The organism is Phytohabitans sp. LJ34, from assembly GCF_052068095.1.
Taxonomy (GTDB): domain Bacteria; phylum Actinomycetota; class Actinomycetes; order Mycobacteriales; family Micromonosporaceae; genus Phytohabitans.
The window spans coordinates 116,471-142,184 of record NZ_JBQHDG010000007.1 but is presented as its reverse complement, the minus strand read 5'-3'; the positions used below and the strand labels follow the sequence as shown (position 1 = coordinate 142,184).

24 protein-coding genes are annotated in these 25,714 nt (G+C 71.7%); 15 read left to right on the top strand and 9 right to left on the bottom strand.

The features are described 5' to 3' along the window. Positions 1–62 precede the first annotated feature (62 nt). Positions 63–1,079 carry a DUF2330 domain-containing protein gene (locus ACTMTJ_RS14820; RefSeq protein WP_441216965.1) on the bottom strand — a complete coding sequence of 339 codons (1,017 nt, stop codon included), beginning with the start codon at positions 1,077–1,079 and terminating at the stop codon, positions 63–65. A gap of 164 nt (positions 1,080–1,243) precedes the next feature. Then, a complete protein-coding gene (locus ACTMTJ_RS14815) occupies positions 1,244–1,696 on the bottom strand; it encodes a MarR family winged helix-turn-helix transcriptional regulator (RefSeq protein WP_441216964.1) in 453 nt (150 codons plus the stop codon). 75 nt (positions 1,697–1,771) lie between these two features. Between ACTMTJ_RS14815 and ACTMTJ_RS14810 the strand changes: the two genes are divergently transcribed. The 8 genes from ACTMTJ_RS14810 to ACTMTJ_RS14775 all read left to right on the top strand — a co-directional run bounded on the left by ACTMTJ_RS14810 (position 1,772) and on the right by ACTMTJ_RS14775 (position 9,339). Next, positions 1,772–2,839, top strand: a complete 1,068-nt coding sequence (locus ACTMTJ_RS14810; RefSeq protein WP_441216963.1) for a substrate-binding domain-containing protein — start codon at positions 1,772–1,774, stop codon at positions 2,837–2,839. 231 nt (positions 2,840–3,070) lie between these two features. Further along, the gene (gene urtA / locus ACTMTJ_RS14805) at positions 3,071–4,312 is read left to right on the top strand and encodes an urea ABC transporter substrate-binding protein (protein ID WP_441216962.1); all 1,242 of its coding nucleotides are present in this window, start codon (positions 3,071–3,073) and stop codon (positions 4,310–4,312) included. A gap of 1 nt (position 4,313) precedes the next feature. After that, on the top strand, positions 4,314–5,201 hold the full coding sequence (urtB, locus tag ACTMTJ_RS14800; RefSeq protein ID WP_441216961.1) for an urea ABC transporter permease subunit UrtB: 888 nt from the start codon (positions 4,314–4,316) through the stop codon (positions 5,199–5,201). Continuing rightward, positions 5,198–6,289 carry an urea ABC transporter permease subunit UrtC gene (urtC, locus tag ACTMTJ_RS14795; protein ID WP_441216960.1) on the top strand — a complete coding sequence of 364 codons (1,092 nt, stop codon included), beginning with the start codon at positions 5,198–5,200 and terminating at the stop codon, positions 6,287–6,289. Before urtB ends, urtC begins: the two co-directional genes overlap by 4 nt. After that, positions 6,286–7,011, top strand: a complete 726-nt coding sequence (gene urtD, locus ACTMTJ_RS14790) for an urea ABC transporter ATP-binding protein UrtD (RefSeq protein ID WP_441216959.1) — start codon at positions 6,286–6,288, stop codon at positions 7,009–7,011. Before urtC ends, urtD begins: the two co-directional genes overlap by 4 nt. Then, positions 7,011–7,703 (top strand): urea ABC transporter ATP-binding subunit UrtE, encoded by a 693-nt coding sequence (gene urtE / locus ACTMTJ_RS14785; RefSeq protein WP_441216958.1) that lies wholly within the window; start codon positions 7,011–7,013, stop codon positions 7,701–7,703. Before urtD ends, urtE begins: the two co-directional genes overlap by 1 nt. A gap of 116 nt (positions 7,704–7,819) precedes the next feature. Further along, positions 7,820–8,509, top strand: coding sequence for an alpha/beta fold hydrolase (locus ACTMTJ_RS14780; RefSeq protein ID WP_441216957.1), 690 nt, complete (start codon positions 7,820–7,822; stop codon positions 8,507–8,509). Continuing rightward, positions 8,506–9,339: a class I SAM-dependent methyltransferase gene (locus ACTMTJ_RS14775; protein WP_441216956.1), complete on the top strand. Its 834-nt coding sequence runs from the start codon at positions 8,506–8,508 to the stop codon at positions 9,337–9,339. Before ACTMTJ_RS14780 ends, ACTMTJ_RS14775 begins: the two co-directional genes overlap by 4 nt. A gap of 14 nt (positions 9,340–9,353) precedes the next feature. On the opposite strand, the gene ACTMTJ_RS14770 is transcribed toward ACTMTJ_RS14775, so the two are convergent. Next, positions 9,354–10,283: a DUF6910 family protein gene (locus ACTMTJ_RS14770; protein WP_441216955.1), complete on the bottom strand. Its 930-nt coding sequence runs from the start codon at positions 10,281–10,283 to the stop codon at positions 9,354–9,356. A 510-nt stretch (positions 10,284–10,793) separates the two neighbouring features. Between ACTMTJ_RS14770 and ACTMTJ_RS14765 the strand changes: the two genes are divergently transcribed. From ACTMTJ_RS14765 to ACTMTJ_RS14755, 3 genes are read left to right on the top strand one after another with little or no spacing between them, the layout of a single operon-like run. Continuing rightward, positions 10,794–11,120, top strand: a complete 327-nt coding sequence (locus tag ACTMTJ_RS14765; RefSeq protein WP_441216954.1) for an ArsR/SmtB family transcription factor — start codon at positions 10,794–10,796, stop codon at positions 11,118–11,120. Further along, entirely contained in the window at positions 11,120–11,617 is a 498-nt protein-coding gene (locus tag ACTMTJ_RS14760; RefSeq protein ID WP_441216953.1) for an N-acetyltransferase family protein, read from the top strand. Before ACTMTJ_RS14765 ends, ACTMTJ_RS14760 begins: the two co-directional genes overlap by 1 nt. Positions 11,618–11,632: 15 nt before the next feature. After that, positions 11,633–12,964 carry an NAD(P)-binding domain-containing protein gene (locus ACTMTJ_RS14755; RefSeq protein ID WP_441216952.1) on the top strand — a complete coding sequence of 444 codons (1,332 nt, stop codon included), beginning with the start codon at positions 11,633–11,635 and terminating at the stop codon, positions 12,962–12,964. A gap of 18 nt (positions 12,965–12,982) precedes the next feature. On the opposite strand, the gene ACTMTJ_RS14750 is transcribed toward ACTMTJ_RS14755, so the two are convergent. From ACTMTJ_RS14750 to ACTMTJ_RS14730, 5 genes are all read right to left on the bottom strand, one after another. After that, positions 12,983–13,645 carry an arsenate reductase ArsC gene (locus ACTMTJ_RS14750; RefSeq protein ID WP_441216951.1) on the bottom strand — a complete coding sequence of 221 codons (663 nt, stop codon included), beginning with the start codon at positions 13,643–13,645 and terminating at the stop codon, positions 12,983–12,985. Continuing rightward, the gene (locus ACTMTJ_RS14745; protein WP_441216950.1) at positions 13,638–14,348 is read right to left on the bottom strand and encodes an arsenate reductase/protein-tyrosine-phosphatase family protein; all 711 of its coding nucleotides are present in this window, start codon (positions 14,346–14,348) and stop codon (positions 13,638–13,640) included. The genes ACTMTJ_RS14750 and ACTMTJ_RS14745 overlap by 8 nt, the downstream gene beginning before the upstream one ends. Before the next feature lie 65 nt (positions 14,349–14,413). Beyond that, a complete protein-coding gene (locus ACTMTJ_RS14740; RefSeq protein ID WP_441216949.1) occupies positions 14,414–15,643 on the bottom strand; it encodes a lactate racemase domain-containing protein in 1,230 nt (409 codons plus the stop codon). A gap of 4 nt (positions 15,644–15,647) precedes the next feature. Beyond that, positions 15,648–16,019 (bottom strand): RNA polymerase sigma factor, encoded by a 372-nt coding sequence (locus ACTMTJ_RS14735; RefSeq protein ID WP_441216948.1) that lies wholly within the window; start codon positions 16,017–16,019, stop codon positions 15,648–15,650. Positions 16,020–16,070: 51 nt separating this feature from the next. Further along, positions 16,071–18,530 carry an AMP-binding protein gene (locus ACTMTJ_RS14730; protein ID WP_441216947.1) on the bottom strand — a complete coding sequence of 820 codons (2,460 nt, stop codon included), beginning with the start codon at positions 18,528–18,530 and terminating at the stop codon, positions 16,071–16,073. A 110-nt stretch (positions 18,531–18,640) separates the two neighbouring features. Here ACTMTJ_RS14730 and ACTMTJ_RS14725 point away from each other — a divergent pair, with 110 nt between their 5' ends. The 4 genes from ACTMTJ_RS14725 (at position 18,641) to ACTMTJ_RS14710 (ending at position 24,224) form a co-directional block, all read left to right on the top strand. Then, positions 18,641–19,678 carry an iron ABC transporter substrate-binding protein gene (locus ACTMTJ_RS14725; RefSeq protein WP_441216946.1) on the top strand — a complete coding sequence of 346 codons (1,038 nt, stop codon included), beginning with the start codon at positions 18,641–18,643 and terminating at the stop codon, positions 19,676–19,678. Positions 19,679–19,713: 35 nt separating this feature from the next. Then, positions 19,714–21,228 carry an ABC transporter permease gene (locus ACTMTJ_RS14720; protein WP_441216945.1) on the top strand — a complete coding sequence of 505 codons (1,515 nt, stop codon included), beginning with the start codon at positions 19,714–19,716 and terminating at the stop codon, positions 21,226–21,228. Beyond that, positions 21,228–22,250, top strand: a complete 1,023-nt coding sequence (locus tag ACTMTJ_RS14715; protein WP_441216944.1) for an ABC transporter ATP-binding protein — start codon at positions 21,228–21,230, stop codon at positions 22,248–22,250. Before ACTMTJ_RS14720 ends, ACTMTJ_RS14715 begins: the two co-directional genes overlap by 1 nt. A gap of 288 nt (positions 22,251–22,538) precedes the next feature. Next, on the top strand, positions 22,539–24,224 hold the full coding sequence (locus tag ACTMTJ_RS14710) for a ThuA domain-containing protein (RefSeq protein ID WP_441216943.1): 1,686 nt from the start codon (positions 22,539–22,541) through the stop codon (positions 24,222–24,224). Between the two features lie 75 nt (positions 24,225–24,299). Here the strand turns inward: ACTMTJ_RS14710 and ACTMTJ_RS14705 are convergent, their stop codons facing one another. After that, positions 24,300–25,526 carry a cellulose binding domain-containing protein gene (locus tag ACTMTJ_RS14705; protein ID WP_441216942.1) on the bottom strand — a complete coding sequence of 409 codons (1,227 nt, stop codon included), beginning with the start codon at positions 25,524–25,526 and terminating at the stop codon, positions 24,300–24,302. Between the last annotated feature and the right edge of the window lie 188 nt (positions 25,527–25,714).

Genomic DNA, 25,714 nt, shown 5'->3' with positions numbered 1-25,714 from the left:
TCGGCCTCCGGCGTGCCAAGGTCCGCGTAGAGGTCGAGCGCGTGGCCGCAGCGCTGGCCGCCTCAGGCCCTGATCCTGCGCCAGCGGCGCAGGATCACGACGGTGGCGACGGCGAGCGCCGAGATCAGTGCGACCAGCGGTATCGCGAGCATCGGCCACGGCGAGCGGACGTACTCCGTGACGGTCACGACCGCGCGGTGGGGTTCGTCGGTCGCGGAGCGGGTGATGCGGATGTCCTCAGTGATCTGCGCCGGCGAGAAGTCGCCGTCGTAGCGGGTCAGGAATCGTGGGCCGGTCAACGCCGCGGACAGTGTGGGGTAGTGCGGGTCCGGCTTCACCTGGCCAGCGAACGTCAGGTCGGGTGTGCTGCCCGCGGGTGCTGGATTACTGATGTCCATCCGGTGGTCGGCCAGCACGTACAGGCGCAGCGGCTGCCTGTGCTCAGCGGTGGCCGACAGCCGCATCGGGTAGACCGGCGTGTCGGTCTCGAATGCCAGGCGCATCGGCGGGAGGCCGGCGGAGAGGCTGCCGGACGTGGGGGCCAGGCGCACCGCGACGACGAGCCAGCCCTCCGCCAGGTACGGCACGAGCGCGGCACCGAGGGCGGTGGGCAAGGTGAAGTCGTTGCCGGCAAGCCATCGCGTGACGGCGGTGGCGTCGGTGCCGGAGAGTTGGGCGACCTCGTAAGGCCCGATCTCGACGTGGTCGACCACGGTCGCGCCACCACCGGACTGCGGCGCCCCACCGGCGCCGTCCCCGTCCGCCGTCACGCGCCGGACCTTGACCGCCGGGCGGCTGATCCGGTCGAGCTCGGTGAACAGTTCTCCGTCGGCCACCTCGAAGCGGGCGCGGGCGGGGACCGGCATCAGGAACGCCGCCTGGGTCGCCGTGGACCGCGCCTGTACCGAGAGCGTGATCGACTCGGTGCGGCCGGCCAACTCGACCAGTGCGGTTTCCCGCTGCGCCCGCAACGTGTCGTTGGCGACGAAGGCCCCGCAGGCACAGGCGCCGGATATCGCGGGATTGAGCCCCACCATCGTGAGGGCGAGAGCCACCACCGCGGCGATGCGAACCGTCATACGGCCAAATGTCATGGACCGTCGGACGCGGCCGGCCTGGGCCCGGGTTCCACCGGCCGGCCCGGCCGTCGTGCTGCCGACAGTCCGCGGCGGCCCGTCGACCCGGCGCATACCCTGTGCGGCTCGGCCCGGCGCGGCCTCGCCGGCCGAGCAGCCGCCCGTGTTCATTGGGTCGGCCGGTCTAACGCTCCGGCGAGCAGTCGCAGCAGGTCGGCGAGGCGCTCGCTGTCCTCGTACCCGATGGGGAGCTCGTCCCAGGCGGCACGGATGGCGCGCGAGATGCGGTCGTGGGTGGTGCGGCCACGCGGGGCGAGATAGGCGCGGATGCGCCGGCGGTCGATCGGGTCGATGCGGCGGTACACGAGGTTTTCGTCGACGAGGTGGTCGACGAGCTTGGTGAGCGAGCCCGGCGGCAGGAACGCGCGCTCGGAGATCTCGGTCATCGGGTGGCCGGCGCCGTCGGCCAGGATGGCGAGCACGCGCCACTCGTCGGGGGTGCGACCGAGCCGGTCGAGGACGTCGCGCAGCCGCTTGGCCAGGAGCCGCTCGGCGCGGGTCACCAGCAGGGCGAGCTCCTCGGGCGCGAGCGCCCGGGTGTGCGCGGGGGGCACCGGCATCGGCTCATGCTACAGATCGGCCGCAGCTCCCGGCAGGCTCTGGCTTCGCGGGCGGGTGCCGGGAATCATGCGGGCATGTCGATTGTCGACCGCGCGGCGGTCAACGTCGCGCTGGTCTACCCGATGTGCGGGCCGGCCGGCATCTTCGGGCCGACCTGCGAGATGTGCGCCCGGCTGGCCGCCGAGGAGGTCAACGAGGCGGGCGGGGTACTCGGCCGCGAGCTGCGGCTGTGGCCGGTCGACGGCGGTGCGCCGCCCGAGCGGGTGGCGGCCGAGGTCGAGGCGCTCGTCCACATGGGAGCGGTCGACGGGGTCACCGGCTGGCACATCTCGTCGGTGCGGCAGGCGCTCGCGCCGCGGATCGCCCACCTGGTGCCGTACGTGTACACCGCGCTGTACGAGGGCGGCGAGCGCACCGAGGGCGTCTTCATGACCAGCGAGACGCCCGCCGACCAGCTCTTTCCGGCGATGCGGCTGCTCGCGCGGGAGCGCTCGGTCCGCCGGTGGTACGTGGTGGGCAACGACTACGTCTGGCCGCGCCGCACCGCCCGCCAGGCCCGGCGTTACGCGGTCGGCTGCGGCGGGCGGGTGGTCGGCGAGACGTACCTGCCGCTGGGCACCCACGACTACCGCGACGTGCTGCGCCGCGTCGAGCAGACCGGCGCGGACGCGGTGGTGATGCTGCTGGTGGGCAGCGACGCGGTCCGGTTCAACCGCGCGTTCGCCCGGTCCAATTTGGACGCCCGCTGCCTGCGCCTGTCCACGCTCATGGACGAAAACATGCTGCTGGCCAGCGGGGCGCGGGCGACCGCCGGCCTCTACAGCACGGCTGGGTTCTTCGCCGGGCTGGTGACGCGGGAAAACCTCGACTTCCACGGGCGGTACGCCCGGCGCTTCGGTGTGGAGGCGCCACCGCTGGGCAGCCTGGGGGAGTCCTGCTACGAGGGGGTGCGGCTGCTGGCCGCGCTCATCGGGCGGGCCGGCACGCTCGACGTGCGGGCGATCGGGGCGAGCGCCGAGTCGGTGTCGTACGAAGGCCCGCGCGGCCGGCTGTGGATGCGCGACCGCCACCTGCGGCAGCGGATCTACCTGGCGGAGGCGGACGCGCTCGACTTCACGGTGGTCGCCGAGCTCACCTCTTGACACTGTGGACGCCCGTCGTGATACTTCCTGTGGGAAGTAACCGCGATTTGTAATTGCCCGTGCCAAGGCCTGAGAGGCCTTAGCGCGGGCTTTTTGTCGTGCAGGGAAAGTGCTTTTTCGGAAACATCTTCTTAAGGGCCGGGAAATGTCACCGCAATGAACCTCGCAGACGCTGACTGCCATTCCGGGCCCCGGTGTCGTGGCGCCGAATCCCCTGGTGTGGAGGTTCCGATGTTCGATATTCGTGGGCGCTGGAAAGCAGCCCTTTTGCCGCTCGCCGCGGTGGTCGCGTTGAGCGCTTGTGGCAGCAAGACCGGTGAGAACGAGACGACGAGCGGCGCGGTCGCCGACACGTCCGGCGACACCGTCAAGGTCGGCCTGCTCAACTCGCTGTCCGGCACGATGGCGATCAGCGAGGTCACCGTGCGCGACTCCATCAAGCTCGCGGTGGAGGAGATCAACGCCGCCGGCGGCGTGCTCGGCAAGAAGATCGAGCCGATCAGCGAGGACGGTGCCTCGGACTGGCCCACGTTCGCCGAGAAGGCCGAGAAGCTCATCCGGGAGGACAAGGTCGCCGCCGTCTTCGGCTGCTGGACCTCGGCCAGCCGCAAGGCGGTCAAGCCGGTCTTCGAGGAGAACAAGTCGCTGCTTTTCTACCCGGTGCAGTACGAAGGGCTGGAGCAGTCGCCGTACATCTTCTACACCGGCGCCACCACCAACCAGCAGATCGTGCCCGGCCTCGACTACCTCAAGTCGCAGGGCAAGACGTCGGTCTACCTGGTCGGCAGCGACTACGTCTTCCCGCGTACCGCGAACAAGATCATAAAGGCCTATGCGCAGGCGAACGGGATGACCGTGCTCGGTGAAGACTACGCACCGCTCGGCTCGACCGAGTTCGGCACGATCGTCAACAAGGTCAAGGCGTCGAAGGCGTCGGCGGTCTTCAATACGTTGAACGGCGACAGCAATGTGGCCTTCTTCAAGGAGTACAAGTCGGCCGGGCTCACCGCCGCCTCGATGCCGGTGGTGTCCGTGTCGATCGCCGAGGAAGAGGTCAAGAGCATCGGCACGCAGTACCTCGACGGCCAGCTCACCGCCTGGAACTACTACCAGACCACGCCCGGCGCGGCCAACGACAAGTTCGTGAAGGCCTACAAGGCGAAGTACGGGCAGGACAAGCCGACCAGCGACCCGATGGAGGCCGCGTACGTGTCGGTCTACTTGTGGAAGGCGATGGTCGAGAAGGCCGGCGGGTTCGAGGTCGACAAGGTCAAGGCCGCGTCCGACGGCGTCACCTTCGAGGCGCCCGAAGGGCTGGTCACGATCGACGGCGCGACGCAACACATCTACAAGACCGCGCGCATCGGCAAGGTCGGTTCCGACGGCCTGATCACCGAGGTGTGGAACTCCGGCGAACCCGTCAAGCCCGACCCGTACCTCAAGGGCTACCCGTGGGCCACGGGCCTGAGCTGACATGACTGTCCTCGTCAGCCAGCTCTTCACCGGCGTGAGCATCGGCGCGGTGCTGCTGCTCATCGCGCTCGGCCTGTCGCTCACCTTCGGCCAGATGGGCGTCATCAACATGGCGCACGGCGAGTTCATCATGGCCGGCGCCTACACGGTGTACGTCCTCCAGAAGGTGATCACGGGTGCCGGCTGGTCGCTGCTCGTGGCGCTGCCGTTGGCGTTCGCGGTGGCCGGGCTGATGGGCGTGCTGCTGGAGTTTCTGCTCATCCGGCGCCTCTACGCGCGGCCGCTGGACACGCTCCTGGTCACCTGGGGCGTCTCGCTGATCCTCCAGCAGCTCGCCCGGGACATCTTCGGGGCGCCCAACGTGCAGACGCGCGCGCCGGACCTCCTCACCGGCAACGTCAAGATCACAGACGACTTGGTACTGAGCAACAACCGCCTGTTCATCCTCACGCTCGCCGCGCTCGCGGTGGTGGCGCTGACGCTGGTGTTGCGGTTTACCTCGCTGGGGCGGCGGATCCGGGCCGTGGTGCAAAACCGCGACCTCGCCGCCGTCTCGGGCATCCCGACCGGGCGGGTCGACCGGCTCACGTTCTTCATCGGCTCCGGGCTGGCCGGGGTGGCCGGCGTCGCGCTCACCCTGCTCGGCCCGATCGGCCCGACGATGGGCACCAACGTCATCATCGACGCCTTCCTCGTCGTGGTGGCCGGCGGCATCGGACACCTCAAGGGCAGCGTGATCGTCGCGTTCGCGCTGGGCACGCTCCAGTCCCTGGTCGAGTACTCCACCACGGTCAGCGTCGCGAAGGTGCTCGTCTTCGTGGCGATAGTGGCCTTCCTCCAGTGGCGCCCGCAAGGGCTGTTCACGCTGCGCACGCGGAGCCTGGCATGAGATCTTCTTGGCGCGTGGGTGCCGGGTTCGCCGCCGGCGCGGTGGTGCTCTTCGCCGTAGCGCCCATCGCATTGTCCGACTTCCGGCTCAGCCTGCTGGCCAAGTACCTGTGCCTGGCCATGGTCGCGGTCGGCATCGGGCTGGCCTGGGGGCGCGGCGGGCTGCTCACGCTCGGCCAGGGCGTGTTCTTCGGGCTCGGCGGCTACGCGATGGCCATGCACATGAAGCTGTCGGACGCGGGCCCCGGCGAGATGCCCGACTTCATGCAGCTGTACGGCCAGCTCGACGCGTTGCCGTGGTGGTGGCGGCCGTTCGCCAGCCCGTGGTTCGCGCTGCCGGCGACCGTGCTGCTGCCGATGCTCGTCGCGTTCCTGCTCGGGTCGCTGGTCTTCCGGCGGCGGGTGCGGGGCGCGTACTTCGCGATCCTCAGCCAGGCGCTCGCCGCCGCGATGGCGATCCTCCTCATCGGACAGCAGGGCACCACCGGCGGCACCAACGGTCTCACCGACTTCCAGGGCTTCTTCGGGTACGACCTGGACGACCCGGTCAACCAGCGGATGGTGTACTTCGTCGTCGCCGGCGTGCTGCTCCTGCTGCTGGCGATCGCGCGGCAGCTGATGCTGTCCCGCTACGGCGAGCTGCTCGTGGCCGTGCGCGACAGCGAGGAGCGGGTGCGCTTCCTCGGGTACGACCCGGCGAACGTCAAGCTCGTCGCGTACGTGACCGCCGCCGGCATGGCCGGGCTCGCGGGCGCGCTGTTCGTGCCGGCAGTGGGCATCATCAACCCGGCACTGATCGGGATCGTGCCGTCGATCGAGTTCGTGATCGGCGTCGCGGTCGGCGGCCGGGCCTCGCTGCTCGGGCCGGTGCTCGGCGCGGTCGCGGTGGCCTGGGCGAAGACGACGCTGTCCGAGGAGTTCCCGGCCGCGTGGACGTACCTCCAGGGATTGTTGTTCGTGCTGGTCGTGGCGTTCCTGCCGGGCGGCCTGTCCTCGGTCGTGCGCCTGGTCCGCCGACGACGTCCACCTCCCGATCCGGCACCCGTGTCGCCCGCACCCGCGGTGGCCCCGCAGGAGGTGACGGCATGAGCGGCCTGCTCGTTCGCGACCTGCGCGTGGTGTTCGACGGGTTCGCGGCGGTGGACGGTGTGGACTTCGAGGTGGCGCCGGGCGACATCCGGTTCCTCATCGGGCCCAACGGCGCCGGCAAGACCACGCTCGTCGACGCGGTGACCGGCCTCGTGCGCGCGACCGGCTCGGTCCGCTTCGGCGACGAGGAGCTGCTGGGGCGGCAGGTGCACCGGATCGCGCGGATGGGCGTGGGGCGCACGTTCCAGACCGCGACGGTCTTCGAGGAGCTGACCGTGCTGCAAAACCTGGACATCGCGGCGGGAGCGGGCCGTTCTTTGTGGACGCTCGCCCGCCGGCGGCGCGGCGTCCCGCCGGCGGTCGAGGAGGCGCTGGAGACGATCGGGCTGGCCGGCCTCCGCGACAAGCCCGCGGGCGCGCTGGCCCACGGGCAGAAGCAGTGGCTGGAGATCGGCATGCTGCTCGTCCAGGACGTCAAGCTGCTGCTGCTCGACGAGCCGGTCGCCGGCATGAGCCACGACGAGCGCGACGCCACCGGCGAGCTGCTGCGGGTGGTGGCCGCCGACCGCACGGTGGTGGTGATCGAGCACGACATGGACTTCATGCGCAGCTTCGCCAACACCGTGACGGTGCTGCACGCCGGCAAGGTGCTCAGCGAGGGCACGGTCGCCCAGGTGCAGGCCGATCCGGCGGTACAGCAGGTGTACCTGGGGGTGTCCTGATGTTGGAGGTCGACGGCATCGAGGTCGGCTACGGCCGCAGCCTCGTGCTGCACGGGGTGTCGCTGTCCGTGCCGGAGGACGGCGTGGCCGCGGTGATGGGGCACAACGGGGCCGGCAAGAGCACGCTGCTGCGCGCGGCGATCGGGCTCCTCAAGCCGCGTAGCGGGCGGGTGCTGCTCGCCGGCGAGGACGTGACCCGGCTGGCGCCGCACGATCGGGTGGCCCGCGGGATGGCGTACGTGCCGCAGGGCCAGCAGTGCTTCCCGCACCTCACCACGGCGGAAAATCTCCAGCTCATCGCGGACTCCCGGCCCAACGGCAAGGTGGCGATGGCCGACGCGCTGGAGCTCTTCCCGGCGCTGCGCGGCCTGATGGGCCGGCGGGCGGGCCTGCTCTCCGGCGGCCAGCGGCAGCAGCTGGCGATCGCGCGGGCGCTGATCACGTCGCCGCGGCTGCTGCTGCTCGACGAGCCGACCGAGGGCATCCAGCCGTCGGTGGTCGCCGAGATCCAGGAGACCATCCTGTCGCTCACCCGCCGCGGCGGGCTGTCGGTGCTGCTGGTGGAGCAGCACGTGGGTTTCGCGCTGCGGGCGGCGGCACGCTACTACGTCCTGGAGTCGGGGCGCGTCACCTCGTCGGGCTCCGGCGGCCAGGACGCCGAAAGCGACGTACGCCAGGCGTTGGCGGTGTAGCTCTTCGCCCGGACCAACCATTAGCGCTCACGATCGTATCGATCGCAAACCATCGCTTTTCGTGATGGCGTCTCGGCGGCTAGCGTGGCTGGCATGGACGAAGCGGGGGGTACGCGATGAGCACGTTCGTGTTGATCCATGGCGGCGGAGACGTCGGATGGTACTGGCACCTTGTCGAAGCCGAGCTGCGAGCCCGCGGGCACGACGTGGTGGCTCCCGACCTTCCCGGCGACGACGAGTCGAAGACCCTGGCGGACTACGCCGACGCCGTGGTCGAGGCCGTCGGCGCGAAGCGGGACCTGGTCGTCGTGGGCCACTCGTTCGGTGGTTTCACGGCACCGCTGGTCGCCGATCGGCTGCCGGTCGACGTGCTGGTCCTGCTGGCCGGCATGGTCCCGGCGCCGGGTGAGTCGCCGGACGAGTGGTGGGCCAACACCGGCTACGGCGACGCGGTGGCGGAGCAGGCCGCGCGCGACGGCGGCTTGACCGGCAACCCCGATCCGCTCGTGAGCTTCTACCACGATGTACCCCGGGAGCTGGCCGAGGAGGCGATGCGCAGGGAGCGCGCGCATCCGTCGAGCACCGCGACCGCCGCTCCGTGGCCGTTGGACGCGTGGCCCGACGTGCCCACCAGGTTCGTGCTCTGCGGCGAGGACCGCTTCTTCCCACCCGACTTCTTTCGCCGGCTGGTAGCCGACCGCCTGGGCATCGTCCCCGACGAGATCCCCGGCAGCCACTGCGTCGCGCTCAGCCGCCCCAAAGAGGTGGCCGACATCCTGGAGGGCTACGCGGGGGCCAAGCGGTGAACAGCTCCCCCGTGGCGGCCGAGGCCTGGACGCGGCCCGCGCGGACCGAGGCCGAGCGAGACGTCAGGCACGCCGACCGGATGGCCGACGAGCTGCGCCACCTGAACGACCGCTTCCGCGCCGCCACCGGTGTCGGCGAGCGCGACCGGGTGCTCGACATCGGCTGCGGCAGCGGTGAGTCCACAAGGGACGCCGGCCGGGTCGCCGTGGCCGGGAGCGTGCTGGGCGTCGACGTCTCGGCACCGGTGCTCGAACGGGCCCGACACCTCACCGAGCGGGCCGGGCTCCACAACGTCTCGTATCTGGCGGCCGACGCGCAGGTCCACCGGTTTCCGCCGGGCCACTACGACCTGTGCGTCAGCCGGTTCGGCGCGATGTTCTTCACCGACCCGGCGGCGGCGTTCACCAACATCGGGCGGGCGTTGCGCCCCGGCGCGCGTCTGGTGCTGATGGTCTGGCATAGCCCCGAACGCAACGAGTGGTACACCCTGATCCGCGACGCGGTCGGCGCCGACGCGACGGCACGTGTGTCCGCCGACCCGTTCGCGTTCGCCGACCCGGCCACCACGACGGAAATCCTGGCGGCCGGGGGCTTCACCGGTATCGACTTCACGGATGTACGCGAGCCGGTCTACTACGGCCCGGACACCGCCGCCGCCTACGACTTCGTCACCAGCATGCGCCACCCTCAGGAGGCCCTCGCGCACGCCGACGCGGCGACCGTCGAACGCGCTCACCGGCGGCTCCACTCCGCCCTGGCCGCGCACGACACGGGAAGCGGTGTGTACATCGGCTCCCGAGCCTGGATCGTCACCGCCCGGCGCGGCTGAGGCGACTCGCCGGGTTACCAGAGCACGCGCAGCCGCAGGATCGTCGACGGGGTGTCCGGGTCGTCGGCGTCGGCGACCGCGATCAGCCGGACACCGTCGTGGTCGATGCCGTCCAGGGCGAGTCCTTCGATCTTCTGGACCGCGCCGCCGCGCCGGGGCAGCGTCGTCACGGCCTCGACGCGGTCGCCGTCGAGCAGAGCCAGGGCCGCGGCCACCACCGGTCCGTCGTCGACCGGGTTGGTCGTCTCCTCGGCCGCGGCGCTGAGCAGGACGCGGCCGTCCGGCAGCGCCACCGCGTCGGTCACCGAAAGCGCGAACCCGCCGTCCGCGCCGAGCTCGTAGCGGCGAACCCCGTCGACGGAGACCGCCTCGGGCGGCAGCCGGCCGGTCGCCGCCGCCAGCAACCCGTGCAGGTCCACGTCGACGCTCGCCGACGGCACCCCGGCCGCGGGGTTGCCGCGTTGAAACCAGCGCAGCCGGTCACCGAGCCGGCAGGCACCCTCGAGGTTGAGCTGGCCGTCCGGCGTACCGAGCGCGTCCGCCACGGCGAGGTAGAGCCCGGTCAGGTCCGCCACGGCGAAGTCCGTGCCGTGTGCGGCAAGCCCCACCAGCGACGACCGCATCCGCGCCCGGGTCGAGCCGGAACCCAGCAGCAGCACACCGAGGCCGTCGCCCACCCGCACTTCGCACGCGGCCTCGAAGTCCGGCTTGAGGTGCTTCGTCCCCGCGGCGGCACTGAACACGTCATGGCCGCCCACCGCGTCCAGCACCCGCACCGGCGCCGTGCCATCCGGCCGCAGCCACGCCGCGTGGGTCGCATCGTCCTGCGCGACAAGCCAGCCACCGCCGAACGGAGCGATCGCCGACGCCGCCCGCACCGGCGCACCACCCCCGAACCGCAACACGGCTTCGCGCTCGACCTCGATCCGCAATTCGTCCCCCACCCCGGCGCCCCTCGTCGGCCGACTAAACCACGACCGCGTCCCCAGCGTCACCGACTCCCGGGTGGAAGGCCGCGGTTGGTCGCGGTCGATCGGCGAGCCGCCGGCCGGGAGCGGTGCCCGCGGGAAAGCACCCCAAGAAAACGCTCCGCTGCGCTCCACGTTTCCCCGGGGACCCCGCGCATACGGTCTGCCGCTGACGCGGACGTGGGCAAATCTGCTCTTGACGTAACGCCAGGGCGGGCGGCGACCCCGACTTCGAAAGGTCTCTAGACGGTGGCCGGCTCGGGGCGTGGCGAGCAGTGCGCCGAGCTGGCTCATCAGGCCGCGGCGGGGGGCGGTAGTAGACCCAGGTGCCGCGGCGCATCTCTCCGCCGGGCGCTGAGGCGATCATCGAGGCGGGGTGCAACCCTGCTTAGAGGGACGTCTAAACAAGGAGTCCGGATGCGGAGCGGGTTGGCCGGTCGCTACACTTCATCGTTGATCGGCGATTGACGATGAAGGTTCGAGTGGATGAGTGAGTTGTTGGACCGCGGGGTCGCGGAGACGTACGCGTCGTGGTTCCGGGCCTTGGCCGACCCGAGCCGGGTGCAGATCGTGGCCTACCTGGCCCGTCAGGACCGGCCGATGCCGGTCGGCGAGATCGTCGCCGCGGTGGGGTTGGCGCAGTCGACCGTGTCGCAGCACCTGAAGATCCTCGCCGACGTGCGGTTCGTGCTCGTGGAGCCGGTCGGCACCGCCCGGCACTACCGGATCAACCGCAACTGCGTCCAGTGCTTCCCGTCCGCCGCCGACGTGGTCATGGGTCAGCCCGCCCCCGCCCCGCCGGAGGTGTGCTGATGAGGATCCGGCCCATGCACTTCGCCGACGCGGACGCGGTGCTGCGGATCTACCAGGCCGGCATCGACGGCGGCCACGCCTCCTTCGAGTCGGCGGCGCCGTCGTGGGCGGCCTTCGACGCGAGCAAGCTGCCCGACCACCGGTACGTCGCGGTCGACGACCACGACGCGGTGCTCGGCTGGGTCTCCGTGTCGCGGGTGTCGAGCCGGCCGGTGTACGCGGGGGTGGTCGAGCACTCGGTGTACGTCGACCCGGCCGCTCGACGCCGGGGTGCGGGCCGGGCGCTGCTGGATGCGTTGATCGCCTCCACCGAGGCGGCCGGGATCTGGACCATCCAGTCCGGGATCTTCCCGGAAAACACGGCCAGCCTCGCTCTGCACACGAACGCCGGCTTCCGCGTGCTCGGCGTGCGCGAGCGGATCGGCCGGCACGCCATGCACGGCGGCTGGTGGCGCGATGTCGTGTTCGTCGAGCGCCGCAGCCCGCACATCGCCTGAGACAGGAGTTCCACTATGGACATTGACGCGCCGCCGGTCGTGGTCGTCGGTGCCGGCCCGGTCGGTCTGGCCGCCGCCGCCCACCTGCACGAACGCGATCTGCCCTTCACGGTGGTGGAGGCCGGGGACGGCCCGGCCGCCGCGGTGCGGGCGTGGGGGCACGTGCGGCTGTTCTCCCCGTGGCGGCACAACGTCGACGCCGCCGCCCGCCGCCTGCTGGCGGGCGCCGGCTGGGTGGAGCCGGACCAGGAGGCGCTGCCCACCGGCGCGCAACTTGTCGCCGACTACCTCCAGCCGCTGGCCGACCTCCCGGCACTCAAGCCACACATCCGCTACCGCGCCCGCGTCGTGGCGGTGACCCGCCGCGGGGTCGACCGGCTCCGCACCGCCGGCCGCGAAAGCGCGCCGTTTCTGGTGCGGCTCGCCGGCGGCCGGGAGTTGCTGGCCCGAGCGGTGATCGACGCCTCCGGCACGTGGCACACGCCGAACGTGCTCGGCGCCTCCGGCATACCCGCACACGGCGAAACCGCGACCGCCCGATTCGTCGAGACGGCGTTGCCCGATGTGCTCGGCGCCGACCGGGGCCGGTTCGCCGGCCGCCGCACGCTCGTGGTCGGTGCCGGTCACTCGGCCGCCAACACTCTCCTGGCGTTGGCCGACCTCGCGGTCCAGGCGCCGGGGACCGCGGTGCTGTGGGCGATCCGGTCGGCCAGCCCGGCCCGCACCTACGGCGGGGAGGCCGCCGACGCCCTCCCGGCCCGGGGCGCGATCGGCAGCCGGCTGCGGGCGCACGTGGAGTCGGGCAGGATCGAGCTGGTCACCGGCTTCGGCGTACACACCCTCACACCACACGGCGACCAGGTGGCCGTGTCCGACGGCACGCGCACGATCACGGTCCATCGGGTGGTCTCGGCCACCGGATTCCGTCCCGACCACGGCCTCACCGGCGAGCTGCGCCTGGACCTCGACCCGATCCTCGGCTCCACCCGGGCGCTGGCCCCGTTGATCGACCCAAACCTGCACTCGTGCGGCACGGTCCCACCGCACGGCGTCGACGAGCTCGCCCACCCCGAGCCCGGGTTCTACGCCGTCGGGGTCAAGAGCTACGGCCGGGCGCCGACGTTCCTGATGGCCACCGGCTACTTGCAGGCCCGCTCGGTCGTGGCCGCCCTCGCCGGCGACTGGTCCGCGGCCCGGGACGTCCGGCTGGACCTGCCGGAGACCGGCGTGTGCGACAGCGACCGGATCGAAGCCGGGGCCTCAGCGGGTCGCGGGCTGCTGCCCCTGCTGCCCGCCGTCGATCTGTCCACAAGCGACAGCCGGGCGGGCGGTGGGTGCGCCTGTTGACCTGACCGGGTGCCGGCGCTATGCGGTGACGGAGACGCCGAGCTCGTCGAGCAGGTGGCGGACGCGTTGCTCGACCGCGTCGCGGATCGGCCGGACGTCCTCGACGGTGAGGCCGGCGGGGTCGGCGAAGGTCCAGTCCTCGTACCGCTTGCCGGGGAAGATCGGACAGGCGTCGCCGCAGCCCATGGTGACGACGACGTCGGCCGCTTGCACGACCTCGTCGGTCCAGGGCTTGGGGTACTCGGCGGAGATGTCGATGCCGCGCTCGGCCATGGCGGCGATCGCGGCCGGGTTGACCTCGAAGCCGGGCTCCGAGCCGCCGGACCAGGCGATCGCCTGGTCGCCGGCCAGGTGCTGGAAGAAGCCCAATGCCATCTGGGAACGGCCGGCGTTGTGTACGCACAGGAACAGCACGACCGGGCGGGCGTCGGTGCGCAGCCCTTCCACGCGGGCTAGTGCGGTCAGCCGCTGGCGGGCGAACCGCTCGGCCAGCAGCGGCAGGAAGTTTGGCACGGTGCTGCGGGTGGCGAACTGGTCGTAGCTGGTGTGCAGAAACCGCTCGATCGTCTCGGTGCCGAACACGCCGGTGAACTCCTCACCGAGCCGGCCGGCGGCGGTGCGCAGCGCGAGCTGCTGGTCGACGGACAGGTCGTCGCGGTGGTGGCTGGTCAGGTCAGTCATGGTGGCGGCCATCCTCGGTGTGTGGCGTGGTGTGGTCCAGGACTGGGGCGAGGCGGTCGATCCGGGCGGCGATCTGCGTGAACGCGGCCTCGAACGCCTCGTCGGTGTCGGCCGGCGCCGGGTCGGGGACCGACCAGTGCAGCCGGCGCCCCGCGTCGCCGGTCAGGTGCTCGTGGGCGTTGTCGCACACGGCGATCACCAGGTCGTCGGCGCGCACCACGTCGGACACGTGTGCCGTCGCGCGGGGGTCGATGCGCAGGCCGTGTGCCTTGGCCACGCGGACCGCGCGGGGGTGCACCCGGCGGGCCGGCTCGGTGCCGGCGGAGGCGGTCGGGATCCGGCTGCGCCGCCCCCAGAGCGCCGCCGCGAGCTGGGAGCGGGCCGAATTGTGGGTGCAGACGAACACCACCCGCTCCGGTGCCGGCAAGGCGGGGGTGGCGATCGCGGCGAGGGTCTCGGGCACGAGCCGCAGGTAGGTGCGGCGCCGGTCGCCCTCCGAGCGGCCGCGGATCACCAGGCCGGCGTCGGTGAGCACCTTGAGGTGGTGGGCGACCAGGTTGGTCGGCAGGCCCAGCGCCGCGCCGACCTCACCAGGTGACGCGTCACCCAGGGTCAGGGTGTCGACGATCGCCAACCGCGACGGGTCACCGAGCGCGGCGTGCACCCGCGCCCGCGCCGTCAGCCGATCCAGCTCAGTACTCATTGAGTCAATGATTGCTGAGCTAAGTGTCGACTGTCAACCGTGGCAGGCCAGGCCCCATTCGCAGATCACCGGAGGCGGTAGAGGACCTCGCCGGCTTGGGGGACGACGAGCGTGCCGGGGTCGGCGGCGAAGTCGTCGAGGTCGACCGTGCCGGCGTCCCGGTAGTTGAGGTTCGCGCGGCGTACCACGTCTTCCGGGATGCCGGTGGCGAGTGTGACCGTGACCCGGCCGCGCTCGCCGTCCTGGGGTGTCCACGTGCCGGCGCCGCGCAGGTGGGTGGAGTGGGCCAGCACGCCCCAGTGGTGGTGGGAGAACCGGTCCCACTGGCCGAGGAAGTAGTCGCGGCAGTGGTACCCGATCTCCTCGATCTCCGGGTGCGTGGCCGACAGCCGGGTGATGTGCGGGGCGTAGAGCACGACCTCGCCGCCGTCGGCCACGATCGGCTCCACCTTGTAGAAGCCTTTGGCGCCGGTCCACATGTCGTCGTACTTGGCCGGGACGACGGACAGCACCCGGGTCACCGGAGTGTCCAGGTAGGACACGTGTGTCTTGGCGGAAACGTCGGCGCACGCCGCCCATGCCTCTTCCGGTGTGCCGAAGGAGGCGGCGTGCAGTGCGCCGGTGCCGGACCGCACGACCAGGCACAGCGCCAGCCGGTGGCTCGGGACCAGGGCGGCGGCCTCGTCGATGAGCGCGCGTACCGGCGTGGTGCCGCGGGTGCCGATGATGGCCGCGCTGGTGATCAGGGCGCCGAGCCAGTGCGAGAAGTCGATGATCTCCTGCCCCGCCACGCCGGGAAAGAGGTACTTGTTGCCGCCGGAGAACCCGACCACCTCGTGCGGAAACACCGGCCCGACCACCAGGCACACGTCATGCTCGACGACGGCCCTGTTGAGCACCACCTCGACCGGGCGTTTCATGCGGCCCTCGGCCAGCTCCGCGACCCGGTCGGCGTCGATGTAGCCGAGCGACACAAGGGCGTCGGGATCCCACCACTCGTGGTTGCGGACGGTCCAGCCGGGGTACGGGCCGCCGAGGTGTGCCAGCAGGTGAGCCTCGTCCATCGGGGCGTGGGTGCCCAGCGCGACGAGGACGGTCACCCGGCTGGCCCGCCCCTCCAGCGCGCGGTGGAGCGCGCCGAGCAGCAGCGGCAGCGGGCAGCTGCGGGTGCCGTCCGGGACGATGACGCAGACGCTGCGCCCGTCGAGGTCGGCCGCGGCCAGCCGCCCGGCGACGTAGGCCCGGACCGCGTCGTCGTCGAGGATCCGCCCGGCGCCACCGAGAACATCACTCACCGCCCTACCTTGGGCACAACCCCGTCTCGGTGGCAAGTGCGCTCCTACCGCTGCCACGGGGGAGTGGTGGCCTGCCAGGTGCGGCCGTCGGAGGACAGCCAGATCGCGTGGTCGTTTCTGAGCAGGAAGGCGTCGCGGCCGATGGCGACCGGTGGCGCCGGTACCGGTTGCGGGCCATGTTCATGGCGACGGTCAGCAGCCACGCCTGCGGGTCGCGCACCTCGACGAAGCGAGCCGGGTGGGCCAGCGCCCGGGCGAACGCCTCGTGCACCACGTCCTGGGCCTCGGCCAGGTCCCGGGTCAGGGTGTAGACCGCGCCGACCAGCCGCCGGTAGTACGCCTGGTAAGCGTCGTGCACGGCCGCCGTGCCATCCATGGAGCTCCCTTCCACGCCGTCATCAGGCTGACCGGCCAGGAGCGTCCACGGTTACACGCCAATTTCCCGTCCCCCGGGCCGGGCGCGCCACCTGCGGTACCAACCGGGGACACGGCCGGCGAGCGCCGCGTACCCGATGCCCACCGCCAGGGAGGCGACCACCGCGAGCAGGGCGTTGTGGTGGTCCAGCCGCGGATACACCTGCCAGTGCGTGAGGTAGATGTACAGCGACGCGCCGGCCAGTACCGCGGTCACCCGGTTGACCGCGCCGGTGCTGGGCAGGCTCGGCACCCACACCAGCAGCACGAGGCCGGCGACCACCACCGCTTCGCGGGACGGGTCGCCGAAGTAGCCGGGCACCGTGCCCACGATCGCCGCCGTCACGGCGAGGCGTTGCCATTTTGTCGTGGCCTTGGCGGTGGCCCAGCCGATGGCGAACAGCCAGAAGACCCGCACCGCCGACGGCAGGTGGTGTTCGGGATGCAGGTCGAGCAGGTCGTAGCGGGTGACCAGGCCGAGCGCCATGACGGCCAGCGGCAACGCGAACGGCCGCCGGCGTTCGAGCCGGTCGACCGCGGGCACGGCCAGCAGCGCGGCCGCGGCGAGCAGGATGTAGACGAGCGCCTCGATGAACCAGAAGTGCCAGCCCGTGCCGCCCTCGCGCCGGCCGGCGACGCTGTTGACCAGCAGGAGGCTGGGCCACTCGTAGGCGCCGAGCAGCACGATCGCCGCGCCGATCCAGGCGATGCTGGGCACGGCGACGCGGGTGGCGGCGGTGGTGATGTGGCGGAGGCGTTCGGTGCGGCGGGCGTCGGTGAGGTGGAAGCGGGCGAAGTTGAAACCGGCCACGCCGAGCAGCAGGTGGGCGCCGCCGGAGACGTTGAAGAGCGTCGCGTGGGTGCCCACGATCAGCACGATCGCGATGGCGCGCAGGGCGACGCTCGTCTCGAGCGAGCGGCGGCCGCCACCGTCCACCGCGGGGCGCAGCTCGCGGATGGGCAGGGTGTGCCACTGGGGCGGCAGGTGGCCGATCGCCTTCTCCAGCCGCAACGACATGTCCACATAGGACAGGGAGTCGCCGCCGAGCGTCACGAAGCTGTGGTCCGGCGTGACACCGGTGGTGTCGAGGACCTTCTCGAAGAGGCGGCACAGGTCGTCGGTCGGTGCCTCCGGAGCAGCCGCGGCCAGCGACCGGACCGTCTCGTAGTCCGGCTTTCCGGAGGGCAGGCGGGGCAGCTCGTCCAGCACGTGCACGCCGACGGCGCCCGCCGGCAGCCGGCATGCCCGCGCGACGAGCCGCCGCACCGACGCCGGGTCCGCCGGGGCCTGCGCGGCCACGATCAGCAGGTCGTCGCCGGCCGCGCAGAAGGAGCGCACGCCCTCCCGCTCCAGCAGCGCCTCCACGCCCTGCGGGTCGATCCTCAGGCCAAGGATCTTCGCGAACCGGCTGCGCCGCCCCACGATCTCGTACAGCCCGTCGGTGCCCCGCCGGGCGAGGTCGCCGGTGTGCAGCTCGTCGACCGTCCGGCCGAGCGCGAGGTCGGCCGGGCCCTCGGCGTAGCCGAGCATGACGTTCGGCCCCGAGTAGACGAGCTCGCCGGAAGCGTCGAGGCGGAACGACCCGCCCGGGATCGGCACCCCGATCGCCGACGGCCGTGACTCGGCGAGCTCCGGCGGCAGGTACGCCATCCGCGCGGTCGCCTCCGTCTGCCCGTACATGACGAAGAACTTCCAGCCGTCCCGGCGTCCCTGCGCGGCGTACCGCGCGACGCGGTCGGGTGCGAGCCGGCCGCCGGCCTGCGTCACGTAGCGCAGCGACGGCAGCCGCATGCTGGCGAAGCCGGTGCGGTCGAGCAGGTCGAACGTGTACGGCACGCCCGCGAACGCCGTCCCCCTCGCGGACCGGAAGTGGTCCCAGAACGCGGCGTCGGCCACCGACAGGTCGGTGAGGATCAGGCCGGCGCCGCGCAGCAGGTGGCTGTTGACGACCGACAGCCCGTAGCAGTAGTGCATGGGCAGCGTCGTCGCGGCCCGGTCCTCGGCGCGGATGTCGAGGTACTCGGCGATCGAGGCGGCGTTCGCGCGCAGGTTGTCGTGGGAGAGGCGGACGAGCTTGGGGGAGCCGGTCGAGCCGGAGGTACTCAGCAGCAGCGCCAGGTCGGGGTGGAGGTCGTGCGCGGACCCCGGCCGCACCTCGCGCGGGCCCGACGGGCCGATCACGACGTCCGGGTCGTAGGCGGCGGCCACGGCGGCGCCCGACGGACCGGGCGGCACGAGCAGGACCGGGTGATCGCCGGCCAGGGCACCCAGATACGCCACCAGCGCGTCGACCGAGTTGCCCCCTTCGACCTGGACGAGCCGCCGCGCCGGCCCGAGTCGCCGCGCCACCTCTTCCGCCCGCGCGGCGAGATCGGCGTACGACACCGACCCGTCAGTCGTGATCAAGGCCGGCCGGTCGCCGAACGACGCTAAGTTCTGCACAAAAGGGACAGCATGGAGCGCGGACGTCACGTCGAGAGCTTAAGCAAGGCTGCCCTAAGATCGGACCTAGCTGGGAGTTCCCTCATACTGAGCTGGGAGAATGATTGCCAAGGCTACCCTCAGTAAGGTATGCCTTACCTGTGTATCTGCGTAGAATCTGGACCCTGCTGCCCGTGAGTGCCGTCCTCGTGGCGGCGGCCGCCTGCGGCGGCGACGAGTTCGACAGCGGTGACCCCGGCGACAAGACCATCACCGTCTACAGTGGCCGGAGCGAGTCGCTCGTGAAGCCCGCGCTCGAAAAGTTCGAGCAGCAGTCCGGGATCACGGTCAAGGTGCGGTACGGCAGCACCGCCCAGATGGCCGCGCAGATCGAGGAAGAGGGCGACAAGAGCCCCGCCGACGTCTTCTTCGCCCAGGACGCGGGTGCGCTCGGCCAGGTCGCCAAGCGCGGCCTGTTCGCCAAGCTCCCCGCCGACGTGCTAGGCAAGGTGCCGGCGATCTACCAGTCGCGCGCCGGCGAGTGGGTCGGCGTGACCGGGCGGTCGCGGGTGTTCGCGTACAACCCCGCCGCCGTGCCGAAGGACGACCTGCCGGCGTCGGTCTTCGACCTCACCGGCCCGCAGTGGCGGGGCAAGGTCGGCGTCGCGCCGACCAACGGCTCGTTCCAGGCGTTCGTGACGGCGCTGCGCGTGCAGCACGGCGACGCCAAGGCGAAGGAGTTCCTCACCGGGCTGAAGGCCAACGACGCCCAGATCCGGGAGAGCAACATCCAGATCGTCCAGGAGGTCAACGACGGCAAGCTCGCCTCCGGCCTCGTCAACCACTACTACGTCTTCGAACAGGCCAAGGAGAAGGGCATCACGGCCGACCAGATGACCGCGAAGCTGCACTTCTTCCCGAACGGCGACACCGGCGCGCTCGTCAACGTCGCGGGCGTCGGCCTGCTGTCGAAGGCCGCCACCGACCCGGACGCGAAGGCGCTCGTCGACTTCCTGCTCAGCACCGAGGGGCAGACGTACTTCGCCGAGGAGACGTTCGAGTACCCGCTGGTCTCCGGCGTACCCACCGCGGCCGGCCTCCCCGCGCTCGACAGCCTCGCCGCGCCGAAGATCGACCTCAACGACCTCGACACGCTCGACGCGACGGTGGCGATGATCAAGGAAGCGGGGCTGGCCTGAGCACGCGACCGGTCGCCGCGCCCGCCCGCTGGGCGGTGCGGCGGGTCGCGCCCCGCCCGGCGCTCGCGGTGGCGTCGGCCGCCGCGGTGGCGGTCGCCCTCATCCCCCTCATCTATCTGGGGGTACGGACCGGGGAGGCTGGCTGGTCGCGGATCGTGGGCGAGTTGTTCACGCGACGCGTGGCGGTGCTCGCCGGGCGCAGCATCGCCCTCGCCGCGGTGGTGACCGCCGCGTGCACCGCGCTGGGAGTGGCGGGCGCGTTCCTGGTGACCCGCACCGACCTGCCCGGGCGGCGGGCCTTCGGCGTGCTCGCCGCGCTGCCGCTGGCCGTGCCGACCTACGTGGCGGGGTTCGCTTGGATATCCACTGTGGACTCGTTCGCCGGCTTCTGGGCGGCCGCGCTCGTGCTGACGCTCTGCTCCTCGCCGTACGTCTTCCTCCCCGTCGCCGCCGCCCTCGCCGGCGCGGACCCGGCGCAGGAGGAGGTCTCCCGCTCGCTGGGGCGGGGCGCCTGGCGCACGTTCACCGACGTGACGCTGCGGCAGGTACGGCCGGCGGTCGCGGCCGGCGCGCTGCTCGTCGCCCTGTACGTGCTCTCCGACTTCGGTGCGATCTCGATCCTGCGCGTGGACACGTTCACCCGAGCCATCTTCACCGCCTTCAACCTGGGCTTCGACCGCACCGGGGCGCTCGTGCTCTCCACCGTGCTGGTGGTGCTCACCGTGCTGCTGATCGGCGGCGAGCTGCTCACCCGCGCCCGCGGCGCGCGCTACGCGCGGGTCGGCGGTGCCGGCCGCCCACCCACCCGGCTGCGTCTGCGTGCCGCGCGCTGGCCGGCCGCCGCCGCGCTCACCGCGGTCGCCGTGCTCGCGCTCGGGGTGCCGTTCGCGAGCCTCGTGCGATGGCTTGCCGAGGGCGTCTCCCGCCCCGGCTCGCTCGGCGAGGTCGCCGCGGCCGCGGGCAGCTCCCTCGCGGTCTCCGTCGCCGGTGCGGCGCTCACCATGTTGCTCGCCCTGCCGGTCGGCCTGCTCACCGCGCGGGCGCCGGGCGCGCTGGCCACGGCGCTCGACCGCCTCACCTACGTGGCGCACGCCCTGCCGGGTGTCGTCATCGGACTGTCCCTCGTGTTCTTCGGCATCAACGTGGCGTACCCGCTCTACCAGAGCGTGTGGCTGCTCGCCCTCGCCTACGCGACGCTCTTTCTCCCGCTCGCCGTCGGCGCGGTGGCGGGTGCCGCCGCGCAGTCGCCGCCGGCGCTGGAGGAGGCCGGCCGCGCGCTGGGCCGGGGACCGGTCGCCGTGTTCCGTACGGTCACGCTGCCGCTGACCCTGCCCGGCATCGCCGCGGGCGCCGCGCTGGTCTTCCTCACCTGCATGAAGGAGCTGCCGGCCACGCTGCTGCTCCGGCCGACCGGCATGGACACGCTCGCCACCGAGCTGTGGACACACACAAGCACCGCCTCGTACGCCGCCGCCGCCCCGTACGCCGCGCTTCTGGTCGGCCTCGCCGCGGTGCCCACCTGGTTCCTCACCGTGCGGGGAGGGCTGTGATGCTGTCGGTCACCGGCCTGCGCAAGGCGTACGGCCCCGTCACCGCCCTGGACGGCGCCGACCTGGAGGTCGAGGCCGGCACGCTCGCGGCCGTGCTCGGCCCGTCCGGGTGCGGCAAGACGACACTGCTGCGGTGCGTCGCGGGTTTCGAGCGGGTCCACAGTGGCACGGTCAGCCTCGCCGGGCGGACCGTCGCCGGGCCCGGCACCCACGTGCCGCCGCACCGCCGCCGCGTCGCGGTGGTGCCGCAGGAGGGCGCGCTCTTCCCGCACCTGTCGGTCGCCGGCAACGTGGGCTACGGCCTCGACCGCGCCGCCCGCCGTTCCGGGCGGGTCGAGGAGGTCCTCGCCCTGGTCGGGCTTCCCGGATACGGCGACCGCATGCCCCACCAGCTCTCCGGCGGCCAGCAGCAGCGGGTCGCGGTGGCCCGCGCGCTGGCCCCGCGGCCGCCGCTGGTACTGCTCGACGAGCCGTTCAGCGCACTCGACGCCGGCCTGCGCGGCGAGCTGCGCCGCGACGTGCGCGAGGCGTTGCGGGCGGACGGCGCCACCGCCGTACTCGTCACCCACGACCAGGGTGAGGCGCTCTCGATGGCCGACCAGGTGGCGGTGATGCGCGACGGCCGCATCGTGCAGAGTGGCGCGCCGTCCACTGTGTACCGCGAGCCCGCCACCGAGTGGGTGGCCGGTTTCGTCGGCGAGGCGGTGCTGCTGCCGGCCACAGTGGACGGACGGGTGGCGCTGACCCCGCTGGGCCGCCTCCCGCTGCGCGGCACCACCGGCGGGGGAGCGGTCACGGTGCTGCTCCGCCCCGAGCAGATGCACGTGTCCGCGAACGGCGACGGCGCCACCGCCACGGTCGTGCGGCACGACTTCCACGGCCACGACGCGCTCGTGCTGCTCCGGCTCGCCGACGGCACCCAGGTGACCGCCCGCATCCTCGACTCCACCCCGCCCCTCGCGGTCGGCGACTCGGTCACCGTCTCCGTGCGCGGCGCCGCACGCGCGTTCCCCACCGCCTGACCCACGCCTACGCCCGCCCTCCGCGGGGAAGGACGGCGCGATGGCTATATTGACTGGGCCCTATCTTTTCGTATAACGTATGACGTCTTATGAATGCTCTGCGTGAGGGCTGCCCACCACTGACGGCCACGCTGGGTCCCACCCTGTGCCAGCGACCGGCCGTGCCAGCCCTCGCCCAGTAGGGGACGGGGCGCGGGGGCGTTCGATGGCACGTCGTACCCCGCGCCCCGATCCCGACGTCGCCGCGCGCCTCTCCCCAAAGCCGACGACGAAAGGTATGACCGTCCTATGAGAACACTCGCGATGGCGGCGACCGCGGCCGCCCTCCTCCTGGTTACCAACGTGACGCCGGCCAGTGCCGCGGACGCGCCGTACGACGTGCTGGTGTTCTCCAAGACCGCCGGCTTCCGGCACGACTCGATCCCGGCCGGCATCCAGATGTTTCGGGACCTGGGCGCGGCCAACAGCTTCACGGTGACCGCGACCGAGGACTCGAACCAGTTCAACGCCACCAACCTCGCCCAGTTCGAGGCCGTCGTCTTCCTCAACACCACCGGTGACGTGCTGAACGCCACCCAGCAAACCGCGTTCGAAAACTACATCCGGGCCGGCGGCGGGTACGTGGGCGTGCATTCGGCCTCGGACACCGAGTACGACTGGCCCTTCTACGGCGAACTGGTCGGCGCGTACTTCTCCTCGCACCCGGCTATCCAGCAGGCCACCATCCGGGTGGAAAACCGGGCGCACGCGGCGACCGCCGGGCTCAACCCGGCGTGGGTGCGCACCGACGAGTGGTACAACTTCCGGACCAACCCGCGGTCGTCGGCCCGGGTGCTGTCCACACTGGACGAGTCGACGTACTCCGGCGGCGGGATGGGAGCCGACCACCCGCACACCTGGTGCAAGACCCTCCAGGGCGGACGCTCGTTCTACACCGGCAGCGGCCACACGCAGAGCAGCTACACCGAGGCGGGGTTCCGGTCGCTGGTGCTCGGCGGGATCAGGTACGCGGCCAACCGGACGAAGGCGGACTGCCGCCCGGAAACCGGCTACACCACCCTCTACAACGGCGCCACCACGGGCTGGTCCCAGGCCGGGCCCGGCGGGTTCAACAACAGCAACGGCACGCTGACCTCCACCGGCGGGCTGGGCATGCTCTGGTACAACACCAAGGAGTTTCGCGCGTACTCGCTGAAGCTCGACTGGATGGTGCCGGGCGACGACAACTCCGGCGTGCTCGTCGGGTTTCCGGCCAGCAGCGACCCGAACTCGGCCATGAGCAACGGGTACGAGGTGCAGATCGACGCCACCGACACCGCGGACAAGACGACCGGCGCGATATACGGGGTCAAGTCGGCGGACATCGCGGCCCGCGACGCCGCGCTGAACCCGCCCGGCGAGTGGAACACCTACGAGCTGCTGGTCGAAGGTGAGCGGCTGCAAGTCTTCCTGAACGGTGCCAAGATAAACGACTTCACGAACGCGGATCCGGTGCGGTCGCTGACCTCCGGCTACATCGGCATCCAGAACCACGGCACCGGCGACGACGTGTCGTTCCGCAACATCCGGATCAAGGAGTTGGGCGGCACCACGCCCCGGGTCGGCCCGATCACCGGCGCCTCCGGCAAGTGTGTCGACGTCAGCGGGTCCGGCTCCGCCGACGGCACGAAGATCCAGCTGTGGAGCTGCCACGGCGGCACCAACCAGCGATGGACGGTCAACGGCAACACGCTGCGCGCGTTCGACAAGTGCATGGGCGTCGCCGGCGGCGGCACCGCGAACGGCGGCCTGGTGCAGCTGTCGACCTGCAATGGCAGCGGCGGGCAGAACTGGACCCCCGGAGCCAACGGCTCGCTGGTCAACCCGCAGTCGGGCAGGTGCCTCGACGCCAACGGCGGCAGCTCCGCCGATGGGACCCAGCTGATCATCTGGACCTGCCACGGCGGCACCAACCAGCGCTGGACCCTGCCGTAACGCCGCAACGCGTCCGAGGCGGTGACAAGCGAAGGCGGCCGTGGTTGTCCACGGCCGCCTTCGCCCGCCCAGGTGCTACGTGGCCGTACAGGTCGCGGCCGGCACCGGGTTGCTGCCGGTCCAGGAGCCGAGGAAGCCGAACGTGGCTGTGGCTCCGGCGGCGAGCGTGCCGTTGTAGTCGACGTTGCGGGCGGTCACGGTCGACCCGCTCGTCGTCACCGTCGCGTTCCAGGATTGGGTTACCCGCTGTCCATTGGCGTAGGTCCAGGTCACCGTCCAGCCGCGGATGGCGGAGGAGCCGGCGGTCACCCGTACCTCGGCCTGGAAGCCGCCGCCCCACTGCCCGGTGACCGCGTAGGTGGCGGTGCAGCCGGAACCGGCCGGCGGCGGCGAGGTGGTCACCGGCGGCGGCGAGGTGGTGACCGGCGGCGAGGACGTCGTGGGCGGAGTGGTGGTGGTGCTGGAGAACTGGGAGAAGAAGCGCCAGGTCTCTCCGGGCAGCCAGGAGGTCGAGGAGCCGGCGTCCCGCGGATCGAAGATGTGGCCGCCGTCGAACGCGTGCCAGACGACCGGATACCCCGCCCGGCAGCCCGAGTAGGTGAAGCTGGTGTGCCGGCCACTGCCCTGCGTCGGCTCCGGTGGGTTCGCCGGCGTGCAGCCGTTGTTACCGACGAACCTGTCCCGCATCGACCGCCCGCCGGAGATGCTCAGCACGTTGTCGCTCAGCCCGTGCGCCTGCATGTACGCGATGGGCTGGGTGCCACCGCTGCATCCGCTGATCACCCCGCCGGCGTAGATCGCGACCGCGCGGAAGACATTCGCCCGGGCGCAGGCCAGCGCGTAGCTCATGCCGCCGCCGTAGCTGAAGCCCAGCGAGAAGAGCTGGCTCGTGTCTACGCAGAGGTCGTTCGTGATCCTGGTGATCATATTGTCGGTGAAGGTGACGTCCGCGCCGCCGGAGTTGGCCCAGCCGTTGTTGAGGCCCTCGGGCGCCACGAAGATCGCGCTGTTGGCCGACAGGCTGCCGAGGCCGTAGTAGTCGCCGCTGGCGACGTTGTTGGCGTTGCCGCCCAGCCAGTGGAAGCCGAAGATCAAACGGTACTGACGGTTGCTGTCGTAGCCGCTGGGCAGCCTCAGGATGAAGCTGCGGTTCTGGCCGCCGCTCTGGATCGTGTGGGTGCCGCTGGTCAGCGTCGGACTCTTGCCGCATCCGGCGCTGGCGGCAAGGACGCCGACGCCTGGATCGGCACCGGGCACCGGGGCGGCGCCCGTCGGCATCGCGGTCGCCGCCAACGTCAACACACCCGCGGCTGCGACGCATGAGAACGCCAGCGCGGCGCGATGACGTCTCTGCCACTGCTTTCTGGCCAACTCTCCTCCTCTGCGATTGTCGGCGTCGCCCAGCCCGCCCATTGATACCTGTCGCTGAACACATTAGTCAGATCGGTGGCGGCCGTCAAAAATGTGACCAAAGTTCTGATGACTGAAGG